This window comes from Claveliimonas bilis, assembly GCF_020892095.1.
Lineage (GTDB): Bacteria > Bacillota > Clostridia > Lachnospirales > Lachnospiraceae > Claveliimonas > Claveliimonas bilis.
Window position 1 is genome coordinate 257248 of the sequence record NZ_AP024845.1, and the last position, 13373, is coordinate 270620.

The window sequence follows — 13373 nt, forward strand, 5'->3', positions numbered from 1 at the left end:
GGCGCAAAAAAACACACCGTTTAACGTAATTTGGGACGTAACACTTTTAAAAAGTGTTACGTCCCAAATTGAAATCAAATCTTATTCACCGCATCTTCCAGATACCGGTTGTCAGCCTCATAGAAACGTTCTTCTTCTACCAGCTCTGCCAGCCCTGCGTCTACAGGCATTTTTCCGAGAACCGGTATGCCAAGCCCTGCTGCCACTTCTTCAATATGGCTTTCTCCAAAGACGGAAATCTTTTTCCCACAGTCCGGACATACGAGATAACTGTAGTTTTCTACAATTCCCAAAACCGGAATATTCATTTTTTCCGCCATATGATAAGCTTTCTCCACAATCATCTGCACAAGATCCTGCGGGGATGTCACAATGACGATACCGTCCACCGGAAGGGACTGGAATACTGTCAGCGGCACATCTCCTGTTCCGGGCGGCATATCTACAAACAGATAATCCAGCTCTCCCCACATTACGTCGGTCCAGAACTGTGTCACCACGCCGGCAATAACCGGCCCTCTCCAGATCACCGGATCTGATTCGTTTTCCAGAAGAAGATTGACGGACATAATCCTTGTTCCGTCCTTCGCCTCACAGGGGAAAATTCCCTGCTCGCTTCCTTTAGCCTTCTCATGCAGGCCGTACATTTTCGGGATAGACGGGCCTGTAATATCGGCATCAAGGATTCCGACGGAAAATCCCTGCTGGCGCATCATTCTTGCCAGGGAAGCTGTCACCATGGACTTGCCGACACCGCCTTTTCCGCTTACTACTGCAATTACTTTATTGATATGAGAAAATGGATTTGCCGGTTCCTTCATATCCTGTGGCTTACTTCCGCAGGAATCCGCATGCGCACATCCGGCGCAGTCGGAAGGGGAACAACCATTTTGCTGCTCTGCCATGTCTTTTACCTCTTTTCTGATCTTCCGTTTTATTCTTCTACTGCTGCGATCACTTCGATCTCACACAGTACGTTCTTTGGAAGTGTTTTTACTGCAACGCAGCTTCTTGCCGGTTTGGATGTAAAATATTTTGCATATACTTCATTAAATGCACCGAAGTCTCCCATATCTGCCAGGAAGCATGTTGTCTTGATAACTTTATCATAAGTAGTTCCTGCTGCATTAAGAAGCTCTCCGATATTTTTGCATACCTGCTCTGTCTGTCCTTCAATTGTCTCTGCCTCAACTGCATCTGTAGCAGGATTAATGGCAATCTGTCCTGCTGCATAAAATACGCCGTTGTAAATATATCCCTGTGAATATGGTCCCAATGCCTTTGGTGCTTTTTCTGTTGCTACTACTTTCATTTCTATCTCTCCTTTGCCTTTTCTAATAATTTCTGTGCGACACACACGTCAAAAAGACCCATGCCTACAGATTTAAAGTATGTGGTTTTCTTTGCAATCTCATCTTCATCTGCATCCGATGCCAGGAACTTGTCCATCAAAACAACCTTATCCATTGTCAGACGGCCTTCTGCCAGAGGTACGCTTAAGTCTCCGCTTTCCTCACATGCATATGGCAGTTCAATGTATACATTGTCTACAAGATCCCATACTGCATCCGGTATCTCCCGCATTTCCGGCGTATAGGAACCGATGGCGATAATACATTTTCCTTCCAGAAGCTCTTTATCGTCAGGCAGCACCGGAGTCGTAGCGGCTGTTGTCGTACAGATGATATCACTTGCTTTCACTAATTCTTCCACTGTTTTACATTGTACTACTTCTACCGCCGGATTATCAATAGTCTTCTTCAGTCTTTCTATATAATCTGTCAAATCCTTCTTGGTGCGGTTCCAGATATATACCGTTTTAATATCCCTTGCTGCGCAAGCATAAACTGCCTGGTAAAATCCCTGCATACCGGCTCCTACGATTCCTACTGTATGAGCATCCTTTCTGGACAGATGGCGCATACCTACTCCGCCCACTGCACCGGTTCTCCATGCAGTCACAGCCTGCCCGTCCAATACAGCAAGCGGAGCGCCTGTCACCTGGTCATTGAGGATAACAAGGCCATCGATAGACGGCAGTCCGAGATTCGCATTTTCCGGAAAAATCGTAAGCATTTTTGTCCCGATAATGCTCTTTGTATAACAGGGCATGTAAATCAGCGTTTTGTTTTCATGTTCGATCACCGGACGCGGCGGCATATAATATTCATCTGCGCCAAAAATACGATACGCCTCCTCAATCTGATCCATCATCTCCTGCGGATCTGTCAGTTTTTCAATTTCTTCCTTTCCTAAAAAAAGCATTTTCATCTTCCTCCCAATTCTTCTTTTTCTCTTGTTACATCTTTCAGCCATTTATAACTGAAATATCTTTTTAACGTAATAGGTACCTTAATCAGCTCATCGCTCATCAGGATCACATAGACTACAGGTACACTGGCATGAAACACAAATGCTGCCACTGACCCCAGCAAAATAGAACATCCCCACATGGTAGACACATCCATGATAAGCCCGAATCTTGTATCGCCTCCGGAGCGAAAAATTCCTACCACCATAGTCGTATTCCATGACTGCGCCACTGTAAAATACGACATCACGAAAAACATAAAAATAAGATAACTCTTTGCCTGTCCGGAAAGAGCCAGATTTGCATTTGCAATAGGCGCTGCGATCAGGATAACCGCCCCTCCCGCTGCCCCTAAGATCAGGCTAAGTCCGGCAAACCGCTTTGCATATGCCTTTGCATGAGCCTGCTTTTTCTCACCGATCGTCTTCCCCAGATAAATGGCCGTTGCATGAGAAATCCCAAACACCACGACCGTCGCCAGCTGTCTTGCCACCTGGGCCACAGAATTGGCCGCCACAGCTGCGCTTCCAAGATGACCGATCACCGCTGTATTTGCCGAGCTTCCAAGTCCCCACATCAATTCATTGAGCACCACCGGCATGGCATAGACCATGTAATCCTTCAGCAAAACTCTGTCAATACGGATAAAATACCGGAATCGGATCCTTACCGTCTTATTGCGGAAAAATGCATAGCACAAAACGAGAACTGTCTCTGTGATCCTGGCACACAGGGTCCCGATGGCCGCTCCTACGATACCCATTTTCGGTGCGCCGTAAAGTCCGAAAATCAAAAGAGCATTGATCCCAATATTTACCAGCAGAGAAATAAGGTAGATCAGCGTAGCCACAGCCACTCTCTCAATACTTCTCATAATATTCAGATAGACCTGGGTCACTGCCATGAAAAGATAGGAAAGCCCTACAATCCTCAAGTACTTTGACCCTTCACTGATCACCTGAACGTCCGATGTATAAATCCGCATCAGCATTTCCGGGGCGCCGATCGCTGCCACAGCAAAGACAAGCGCAGTGCCGATTCCTGCCACAAGCCCCATTCCCAGTACCTTTTCAATGGTTTCAGTATCCTGTTTTCCCCAGTACTGTGCCGTGAGCACCGTAGCTCCCGATGTAATCCCCATGAAGATCAGCGTCATGATAAACTGAACCTGCCCGGCCAGAGAGGCTCCGGAGAGCACCTTTTCTCCTACTTTTCCAAGCATGATCACGTCTGCCGCCGTCACGCCTACATTGATCAGATTCTGCAACGCCAGCGGAAGCACCAGTGCAAAGACGCTTCTATAAAATCCTTTCCAGTCGATTTCCGGACTAGTTGTGGTTAGCTGCCTTGTATATCTCATATGCATCCTGAGCGTTTATTTTCTTGAAGGCCCCAAGGAGAATCGTATTCCCCTTTGTCGCACTGTCCGCCAGTTTCCGAAGGATCTCGTCCGGCTGAACGCCGATCTCCAGCTCACCTATGCACACCGGCATGTGGAGAGAACGGAAAAAGTCTTCTGTTTTCTCGATAGCTTTGACTGCTGCCGCCTCGTCCTCTTCTTCCTCAATTCCCCACACCCGTCTTCCATAGCGGGCAAATCTTGAAACATCGATCCGGTACACATATCTGGCCCAGCTTCCCCACACAGCAGACAAAGTCGCTCCGTGAGCCACATCAAACATACCGCTGATCTCATGTCCCAGCTTATGACAGAGAAAATCTTTTGGACGTCCAAGTCCGGTTAAATTATTGTGTGAAACACTTCCGCACCACATGATCTCACTCATGGCGTCATAGTCCGTCTGATCTTCATAAGCTTTCGCTCCGTATGTGATCATGGTTCTTAAAAGTCCTTCTGCAATCTCATCTGTCAGAGCATTGCCGTCTACAGGCGTAAAATATCTCTCCAGCGTGTGCATCATAATATCTACAATTCCGCATGTAAGCTGATATTTCGGCAAAGTGTAGGTAAGCTTTGGATTCATAACTGCAAATTTCGGCCGATTAAAATCCGTGTTGATCCCGGCCTTTTTCCCTGTCTCCTCATTTGTCAGCACTGCCGAATCGCTTGTCTCACTTCCCGCTGCAGATATAGTCAGGATCACACCTACCGGAAGCGCTTTTGTCACTGCCTTTTCTCCCATCCAGAAGCTCCAGATATCTGTTCCCGGATCTGCTGCTCCAATGGCTACCGCCTTTGCTGTATCAATGACGCTTCCGCCGCCTACCGCCAGGATCAGATCTGCCTGAAAGCTGACTGCCTTTTTCACACCTTCTCTTGCAAGTCCAAGGCGCGGATTAGGCTGTACGCCTCCCAGCTCTTCATAGGCAATTCCTTCTTTTTCCAGCTCCTCCTCCACCTTATTAAGAAGGCCGCTTCGTTTTACGCTCCCGCCGCCGTAAATAACCAGTACTTTGCTTCCGCCCCATTTTTTTGCGAGTCTTCCCGCTTCATTCTCGGCGTCTTCGCCAAACACAATTTCCGTTGGCGCATACTGTACAAAATTTTTCATAAAAGACCCCCTTGCGCTGCAATTTTCTATTCATTTGCATTGTATCACAAGAAACCGGCCAATTCAATCCGACCGGTTCTCTGCGGACAAAAAACCGGATTGCCCCGCATGTCAAACGTTTCTTGCTTTACTTTTCATATGGACTTCCGTCATAATAGCAGTAACAGCAGACTCTTTATTGAAAGGAGAACCCGCCATGAAAGAAAATGATATAGATATCGGGAAAAAGATCAGTAATATCCGTAAAGCCTGCAATATGACCCAGGAAGAATTTGGCGCACTCTTCCATGTCACAAGGCAAACCGTATCTAATTGGGAAAATGAAAAAAATTATCCGGATCTGAAAACACTGATTGAAATAAGCGACCGCTTCTCTGTTTCTCTGGATCAGATATTGAAAGAAAATCCAAGAATGGTAAAAACCATTGACCAGGAGCGCATACGCGGGTCTTTCAAACGTCAGAAGGCTGTGACAGACTTTCTCTGTGGCGCGGGAACCGGTCTTATAATAGGCGGCCTGATGGCTCCATCCTCTCCGCGCCAGGCTATTGTTATCTTCATCGGCATCGGACTTGTTTTTGCCGGTTCCGTTTTACAATTTCGCTATCAGGAAAGGCTTTCTGCTCTTTTGGATGACAGGTTCCGGTTATGATCCGCTTCTAAAGGGCAGACTCTAAAGAGGCACTTGGCTCTTCCATTGATTTTCCCCCATATCCCGCATATAATAAACACAGGAAAATCTAATGTCACATGTCATTTTGCTCACAAAAGGAGGCATTTCATTTATGATCAAAGAAACTCTGCCGCAGCATATGAAACCATTGGATACGATTAAAGGCTTTCCCGTCCGTCCCGGGCTCTATGAATATTTCGGCGCATGGGCCATTCCGGGCGGCGTCAGCTTCACGGTCCATTCCCAAAATGCCTTCTCCTGTGAGATCCTTCTCTTTCACAGGGAAGCCGAAGAGCCATATGCTGTACTCCCCATCCCGGACAGTTACCGGATCGGCCACGTTTTTTCCATGATCGTGTTTGGTCTGGATGTGGAGGAATTTGAATATGCCTTCCGCCTGGATGGACCTTATGAACCGGAAAAGGGATTGATCTTTGACAAAAAAAATATTCTGATCGATCCCTATGCCAAAGCCATCACCGGACAAAGCACCTGGGGAAAGAAAGTCCAAAAGAGCGGCTATCGGGCACGAGTTGTCAAAAACAATTTCTACTGGGGCGTGGAACCCCAGCTCTGCACGCCTATCGAGGATCTTATCATCTATGAACTCCATGTCCGGGGATTTACAAAAATGGCCCGGGATGTAACTGCTCCCGGCACATTTCGCGGGGTGCGTGAAAAAATCCCCTATTTGAAGTCTCTGGGTATAAACGCCGTGGAACTGATGCCTGTCTTTGAATTTGACGAGTTGATGGATGAACGCACCGTAGACGGACATCAGCTCCTTAACTACTGGGGCTACAGCACTGTCAGCTTCTATGCTCCCAACACAAGTTACGCTTCTGATATTGAATATAATCGGGAAGGACTGGAATTGAAAGAGCTGGTAAAAGAACTCCATGAAAACGGTATCGAGATCATACTGGATGTAGTTTTCAACCATACGGCTGAGGGCAATGAAAAGGGACCTGTCTTTTCATTCAAAGGATTTGACAACAATATTTATTACATGCTCACCCCTGAAGGCTGCTATTACAATTTCAGCGGATGCGGGAATACTATGAACTGTAATCACCCGGTTGTACAGCAGATGATACAAAGCTGCCTCAGATATTGGGTGACTACTTACCGGATTGACGGCTTTCGCTTTGATCTGGCCTCCATCCTGGGACGAAATGAAGATGGTTCTCCCATGGAACATCCCCCTCTTCTTAAGAGTCTTGCCTTTGATCCAGTGCTTGGAAATACAAAACTGATTGCCGAAGCCTGGGATGCCGGCGGTCTTTATCAGGTAGGAAATTTCCCTTCTTTCCGGAGATGGAGTGAGTGGAACGGTCGTTACCGGGACGATATGAGAAGTTTCCTGAAAGGACAGATTGAATACACACCTGCAGCTCTTTGCCGAATTGCCGGTTCCCCGGATATTTACGATCCGGAAATCAGAGGCACCCACGCATCTGTCAATTTCCTCACCTGCCATGATGGCTTTACATTGTATGATCTTTACGCTTACAATGAAAAACATAATGAGGCAAACGGATGGAATAATACAGACGGCGCCAACGACAACCGCAGCTGGAACTGCGGCGCTGAAGGAGATACAGATGACGCCGATGTCCTCTCCCTTCGCATGAAAATGATTCAAAATGCCTGCGCTGTACTGATGTGCAGCCGGGGAACCCCTATGTTTTTTGCAGGAGATGAATTTTGTAATACTCAGTTCGGCAACAACAATCCTTACTGTCAGGACAATGAGATCTCCTGGCTCGACTGGACCCTTCTTGAAAAGCACCAGGATATCTTCCTTTTTTTCCAGTATATGATCCATTTCCGCAAAAATCATCCGGTTCTTCGAGGTTCCGGAAAAAGCTGCCGCTATGATCTTCCCGACGTAAGTTTTCACTCTGAAATACCATGGCAGTCTCCCGATTCAGGCGGAATCGGGGTGGCCGGAGTTCTCTTTGCCGGCTATGACGCGGATGCTGCCAGAGACGACATTGTTTTTCTCGCCATTAACGTACACTGGGAAGCCCATGATATCCAGGTTCCCCATCTCCCAGAGGGGCTTTGCTGGCACTTTGCTGTCAATACCGGCGATCAGGAACACCTCTTGTTTCATGATCCCCTTCCTGTGCTCTCCTGCGATCACTTTCTTATTGGAGAACGCTCCGTGGTTATTCTTGTGGCTTCCCACCCATAGGTGCTGGAACAAAGAGTTCTGCTAAATAAAAAGTCCCGGGCTTATAAGCCCAGGACTTTTTCTATCTCTTCTTTTTCCGGCATCACTTTCAAAGCTCCCTTGCGGCTTGTGATGATGGATGCTCCTGCATTTGCAAAGCGAAGAAGCTCTTTTAAATTTTCTTCTGTCAGATTCTCAAGGCCATGCTCCAGCACATAATTCAAAGCACACGCCTCGAAAGTATCGCCCGCCCCCGTAGTCTCAATAGTATCTTTTCTAATGAAAGGAGCTACCTCTACGATCATGTCCTTGTAATATGCCCTGCTTCCTTCTTTTCCAAGAGTCACAAAGATAAGAGGAATATCATAGCTTTCTCTTAGCATCTCCACACCTTTGTTGTAGTCGTCCGTTCCAGTCATAAATTCCATCTCATTATCGGAAATTTTCAGAATGTCGCATTTTCCAAGACCATATTCGATCTCTTTTCTGGCATCCTCAAGGCTATCCCAGAGAGGCTCTCTTAAATTAGGATCAAAGGAAACCAAAAGGCCGTTCTCTTTTGCCACATCAATGGCATACCTTGTAGCTTCCCGCACTTCCGGGTGAGTGGAGGACAAAGTACCGAAGTGGAAAATTTTTGCCGCTTTTATGATCTCGGGATCGACTTCCTCTTTCTTCAGCATCATATCCGCTCCCGGATTCCGGTAAAAAGAAAATTCTCTATCCCCATCCGGAAAGGTATGGACAAAGGCAAGTGTGGTGTGAACCTCATCGTCCATCATCAGATTTGTGACATCTGTTCCGCTCTCCTCCACTACTGTTTTCAGCATGGTTCCAAACTGATCCCGGCCCACTTTTCCGATAAAGGCCGTCTTCTTTCCCAGTTTGTTCAGCATAGCCAGCACATTACAGGGCGCTCCCCCCGGATTTGCCTCCATCAGGGGATTCCCCTGGCTGCTTAAACCATTTTCCGTGAAATCAATCAAAAGCTCTCCCAATGCCACAACATCATACTTCTTCTCCATATCTTTCCTCCTCATTTTCGTCGTCCCTAGCAGTCCATCACCTTTTTTAAGGCCCATGTCTCCAGAGATCGGATTTTTAATTTTCCCCGGGGAACAGATATCCTGTTATGATCCTGTGTCTCGTCTGCAAAAATATTACAACTGTGATTTGTCTCATAATTTTCCGCAAAAACTTCTATGGAGCTTTTATCTGAAAAGATATGTATAAGAAGCTTTTCCCTGTCCTTCATTTTCAGAGGACTGTGGCTGGCCCCTTTGCTCCATCCGTCTGCATGTTCCCGCGAAACCTGCATACTCTGATCCCTAAGGTCAAACATGACTTCCGTCTTTCTCTCGTTATCAGACCGAAGCTGCAAAGAAAATTTCTCCGCTGTCGTACTGCCAAGATCAATTTCCAGTTTAAGTTCATAGGACACACCGTCACTAAGTGGGATATCCATGGTCTCCTCTTCCAGCAAAATTTCTTCTTTCACACAGGCGCCTTCTCTAAGAAGCTTCAGCTCCTCTACCGGCTCAAATCTCAGTGTATGATCCGGGTTCATTTTTACTTCTCTTGGAATATTGAAAGAACCGCACCATCCTTCTTTATATGTCGGACCCCAGTCTTTCCAGAAAGGCATCCAGTCCCAGCCGTTAGCCCAGCTGATGAGAATGCGCCTTCCTCTTGGATCTTCAAAAGACTGTGGTGCATAATAGTCAAATCCCCAGTCAATCTCCCCGCTGACATCATAGACAAACTTTCCCGTTTCATAGTTAAGATCTCCCACCAGATAGACGCTGGTCCTCTCACCAGCCCCCATAGGTGAAAACATAAGGACATATTTGTCTCCCAGCGGATAGATATCCGGACATTCCCACATGTAGCCCCACTCGCCCCGGCTTTCTGCCAGTACATTTACAAAATCCCAATTCAGCATATCCCTGGAGCAGTAAAGCAAAGCCTGTGCAAAATCATTTTTCCTTGCACCACATATCATATAATATTTTTCATCATGTTTCCAGACTTTTGGGTCACGAAAAAAATCTTTTGGTACATTTGGCGGAGCTGTGATCACAGGATTGCCCTCATACTTTTCAAAATGGATCCCGTCCTCACTGTATGCGATACACTGGGACTGCTCAAATCCATTTCCATCATTCTTTGTTCCGGTGTACATAAGGAACAGTTTGCCATCATGCTCAATGGCACTTCCGGAAAAACAGCCTCCCCGCATATGGTCGTCATAGCTCTCGCTCGGCGCAAGAGCCAAAGGAAGGTACTCCCAGTGCACCAGATCTTCACTGACTGCATGGCCCCAATGCATGTAATCCCAGAATCCGTAATAGGGATTATACTGGAAAAACAGATGGTACCTGCCTTTGTAATAAATCAGGCCGTTAGGGTCGTTGATCCACCCGGTCTGGGCCATGAAATGATAATTCTGGCGCATTCTGCCCTGCTTTACCAGCTCTTTTTTTCTATCAATCTCTTCCTGGGCCTTTTCTATTTTTTCCTGCATTAATTTCTTTGACATAAGCGTTTGCTTCCTTTATGTTATTTATAGTCATCTCTTAATTTTTTTGCAAATTCTGTATTCAGGCGGGATTCTCTTCTTGCTTTATCCTCCTTGATTCTGAACTGCTCTTCCCTGGCCGGTTTATAGACATTCCAGCGCTCTTCATAAGAACTTCTGGCCGCCTTCATTTCCTCTGTCAATTCCGGCTGTGTCAGTTTCCTCTCCGGAAGCTTAGGAACATTCGGCAGTCTTTCTTCCACAGGAAGGATCTCAATGGGCTGCGCTGTAGGAAGAGTCTGATACCAATATGCGGTAGAACTCCAATCGTCAGAGAGATGATTTGCATGTCCATGCTCAATCGTTACTTTCAAATGTTTTTCAAACCGTACCGGATCCGTGATATGGAAACGGTAGGATACCTGGAATCCATCTGTATCTCCCTCGTGGACAATTGTTCCGAAAAACGGAAAGGCATTCCTCTGCATTCCCCAGGCATGGTTAAAGTAATCCTCTGTTCCGGTTCCATTCAGGCTAGGATACTCTTCTCCGTCGATGAAGAACATATCGTTTCCTTCTCCCCACCAGCTACCCTGGTAATGTTTTACTGTCAGATTGCAGCCCACATAGTGTCCGGTTCCTTCCACATCCAGTACAACATAATTGCCATCCCCTTTTAAGTTAGTGACATTATTTACCTCCGGAGAATTGACCTGAATATCCGGTCCCCATCCATCGCAGGGATTTTCCCGATGCCAGGAAGCATGGAAGTATGCTGTGTTCTCATCCAGTGGTTCCTTGTACATTTCATAATCAATATTAAAATATAAAATAAACGGAATGTCATTTTCATTGATGATCTCAATTTTTGCCTTCTTATTAAAAGGCATCGGGAAATAACAGGACACCGAACAGGGTGCTCCATATCTTCCTGCCTCCTCCGGCTTCAGGGAAACATTAAAAGGAAGGGAGGAAAAATTTCCCGGATAACAGTTACCGATGCAAAAGAAATCGCCAAAAGGTGCAAGCACGCTCGGAGTATCCTGATCGTCCCATGTAATTTTAATCAGAGCCTTTCTGTAATAGAAAGGATCATAATCATCCCAGATTACACCCAGCGCCGGATGGATTTCCATAACAGGCGCTGCCGATGCATTCAGCTTCGGATCCAGAATACTGGGGGATTTCACTCTTCTGCAGGAAGAGGTCATCCAGATATGTGTAATACAACCCGGTCCTTCTATTTCTCCAAGTGTAATGCTCTCCCCTGCTGGAATTTCCCAGTAATCCTGATTTTTTCCTCTCTGATCCCAGCTCGCCAGGCGTCCGTTTCTTGCCTTTTTAATTGTTGTCAAATCTTTAAATAATCCTGATACATTACTCATAATTTTTTTCCTTTCTCCTGTTTTTATCCTTTGACAGCTCCTGCTGTCATTCCTTCTACAATATGCTTCTGGAAAATCCCATAGAAAATCAGCTCTGGAATAATGATCATCACACTGGAAGCAATAATGCCGCCGTAATCCACTGTGTAGTTGCCCTTAAAGAAGGATGCTCCCATGGAAAGAGTGTAATCTGATACATCCCTTAGCATAACTGAGGCAAACGGATATTCATTCCAGATATAAAGGACATTAAATGTTACAATAGTAGCGATAACCGGCTTCGACATAGGAAGGATCACCCGGAACATCAGATCCCACAGAGAACAGCCGTCTATGATGGCCGCCTCGTCAATCTCCACAGGAAGAGATTTCATATAATTGGTAAGCAAAAGCGTATTAAAGGAAATTGATGTCGCCACATAGGGCATGATCAGCGCAAACTGTTCCCTTAAATGAAGCCTCACATTGATCTGATACACCGGAAACAGCAGAATAAATGGTGAGATTGACAATCCAATGATTAAAAATCCATACAGCATGGACCGGATCTTTTTGTTTTTGAACACCATCCTGCTTAAGACAAAAGAGCTGAAAAAGGTGATCACCAGCTCTATGATCAGCGAAACCACGCACACAAAGATTGTGTTGCCATAAAGTCTGATAAAATCAAGAGTCTTAGTGGCATTGATATAATTCTCCAGATTCAGTGATTCCGGAAGCGCCAGTGGATTTGTCATAATATCGGCGCTGCTCCTGAAGGAGAGGATCAGCATCCAGATAAAAGGGAATACAACAATCAACGTAATGGCAATGATCAAAATATACATCACTGTTTTTTTCTTTTTTCCGATCATCTTTTGTTCCCTCCTTCTCTTTCCCGTGTCAAAAAGGAATAAATCCCCGTAATAATTAAAGACAGTACAAATGTTACCGTTGCAAGAGACATTCCGTATCCATAATTGCCGCTGGTGAATGTAGTAGAATAACTATAGGTAACCAGTGTTTCCGACAGATGGTTCGGACCACCTCCCGTTGTCTGCTGCACGATCTCAAAGATCTTGAATACTCCGGTAATGATGAGCACCGCCACCGTAGAGATGGTGGAACGCATCATAGGAATAATGACATATCGAATCTTCTGCATCGTGCTGGCGCCATCAATCTTTACTGCTTCCAGCACTTCCTCCGGTATCATTTTCAGTCCTGCAATAAAAATAGTCACCAGATACCCCAGCTGCTGCCAGAAATAAATGAAAGCAATACTGTAGGGCGAAAGCGTCTCTCCGCCGATCCACTTCTGTTTTAAAAAGTCAAGATGAAGCGCGTCTAAAATGTTGTTGATGATCCCCACATTGGGATCCAAAATATAAACCCAGATAATACCTACAATGATCGGCGCAATAATTGCCGGGGAGAATATAAGGGCTTTCGCAAAATCTGTGCCTTTCAGTTTATTGTTCAGCAAAAGGGCGATCAAAAATGAAATTGTCAAAAGAAGAACAAATGCAAGCACAAAAATGATCATTGTATTTTTAAGCGACACCCAAAACACTTTATCTTTAAAAAGCCTCATGTAATTCTCAAGTCCTACAAACGTTGCTTTTCCGATTCCCGAATATTTGGTGAAACTGTACCATACAGCAATCCCGATCGGCAAAATGATAAACACACTGTAAACAATCAACGTAGGTAGTACCAGTCCGATCTTATATCTTTTTTTACTAAGCCAATACATAATTTATCTCCTCCGGCAGTTTCTTCTATATCATAACTTGATTCCTGCTATATACTCTG

The 13373-nt window shown here is 45.6% G+C and carries 12 protein-coding genes; 2 read left to right on the forward strand and 10 right to left on the reverse strand.

Annotated features, from left to right (window positions below; translation table 11 throughout):
* Window positions 1–74: 74 nt before the first annotated feature.
* Genes EUBC25_RS01305 through EUBC25_RS01325 form a run of 5 tightly spaced genes read right to left on the reverse strand, consistent with a single transcriptional unit; the run spans window position 75 to window position 4824 of the window.
* A complete protein-coding gene (locus EUBC25_RS01305) occupies window positions 75–905 on the reverse strand; it encodes an Mrp/NBP35 family ATP-binding protein (RefSeq protein WP_230106456.1) in 831 nt (276 codons plus the stop codon).
* A 29-nt stretch (window positions 906–934) separates the two neighbouring features.
* Window positions 935–1312 (reverse strand): Rid family detoxifying hydrolase, encoded by a 378-nt coding sequence (locus EUBC25_RS01310; RefSeq protein WP_230106457.1) that lies wholly within the window; start codon window positions 1310–1312, stop codon window positions 935–937.
* A 2-nt stretch (window positions 1313–1314) separates the two neighbouring features.
* The gene (locus EUBC25_RS01315) at window positions 1315–2265 is read right to left on the reverse strand and encodes an ornithine cyclodeaminase family protein (protein ID WP_230106458.1); all 951 of its coding nucleotides are present in this window, start codon (window positions 2263–2265) and stop codon (window positions 1315–1317) included.
* Window positions 2266–2267: 2 nt separating this feature from the next.
* Window positions 2268–3671: an MATE family efflux transporter gene (locus EUBC25_RS01320; protein ID WP_230106459.1), complete on the reverse strand. Its 1404-nt coding sequence runs from the start codon at window positions 3669–3671 to the stop codon at window positions 2268–2270.
* Window positions 3640–4824: an iron-containing alcohol dehydrogenase gene (locus EUBC25_RS01325; RefSeq protein WP_230106460.1), complete on the reverse strand. Its 1185-nt coding sequence runs from the start codon at window positions 4822–4824 to the stop codon at window positions 3640–3642. The genes EUBC25_RS01320 and EUBC25_RS01325 overlap by 32 nt, the downstream gene beginning before the upstream one ends.
* Window positions 4825–5020: 196 nt before the next feature.
* On the opposite strand from EUBC25_RS01325, the gene EUBC25_RS01330 reads away from it, so the two are divergent.
* Window positions 5021–5476: a helix-turn-helix domain-containing protein gene (locus EUBC25_RS01330; protein WP_230106461.1), complete on the forward strand. Its 456-nt coding sequence runs from the start codon at window positions 5021–5023 to the stop codon at window positions 5474–5476.
* A gap of 133 nt (window positions 5477–5609) precedes the next feature.
* Entirely contained in the window at window positions 5610–7697 is a 2088-nt protein-coding gene (locus tag EUBC25_RS01335) for a glycogen debranching protein (protein ID WP_230106462.1), read from the forward strand.
* Between the two features lie 41 nt (window positions 7698–7738).
* On the opposite strand, the gene EUBC25_RS01340 is transcribed toward EUBC25_RS01335, so the two are convergent.
* From EUBC25_RS01340 to EUBC25_RS01360, 5 genes are read right to left on the reverse strand one after another with little or no spacing between them, the layout of a single operon-like run.
* Window positions 7739–8701 (reverse strand): carbohydrate kinase family protein, encoded by a 963-nt coding sequence (locus EUBC25_RS01340; protein ID WP_230106463.1) that lies wholly within the window; start codon window positions 8699–8701, stop codon window positions 7739–7741.
* 26 nt (window positions 8702–8727) lie between these two features.
* Window positions 8728–10215 (reverse strand): glycoside hydrolase family 32 protein, encoded by a 1488-nt coding sequence (locus EUBC25_RS01345; protein WP_230106464.1) that lies wholly within the window; start codon window positions 10213–10215, stop codon window positions 8728–8730.
* Window positions 10216–10235: 20 nt separating this feature from the next.
* Complete coding sequence (locus EUBC25_RS01350) at window positions 10236–11579, reverse strand: glycoside hydrolase family 172 protein (RefSeq protein ID WP_230106465.1); 1344 nt, start codon at window positions 11577–11579, stop codon at window positions 10236–10238.
* Between the two features lie 23 nt (window positions 11580–11602).
* On the reverse strand, window positions 11603–12433 hold the full coding sequence (locus EUBC25_RS01355; RefSeq protein WP_230106466.1) for a carbohydrate ABC transporter permease: 831 nt from the start codon (window positions 12431–12433) through the stop codon (window positions 11603–11605).
* Window positions 12430–13314 carry a carbohydrate ABC transporter permease gene (locus EUBC25_RS01360; protein ID WP_230106467.1) on the reverse strand — a complete coding sequence of 295 codons (885 nt, stop codon included), beginning with the start codon at window positions 13312–13314 and terminating at the stop codon, window positions 12430–12432. The genes EUBC25_RS01355 and EUBC25_RS01360 overlap by 4 nt, the downstream gene beginning before the upstream one ends.
* Window positions 13315–13373: the final 59 nt, after the last annotated feature.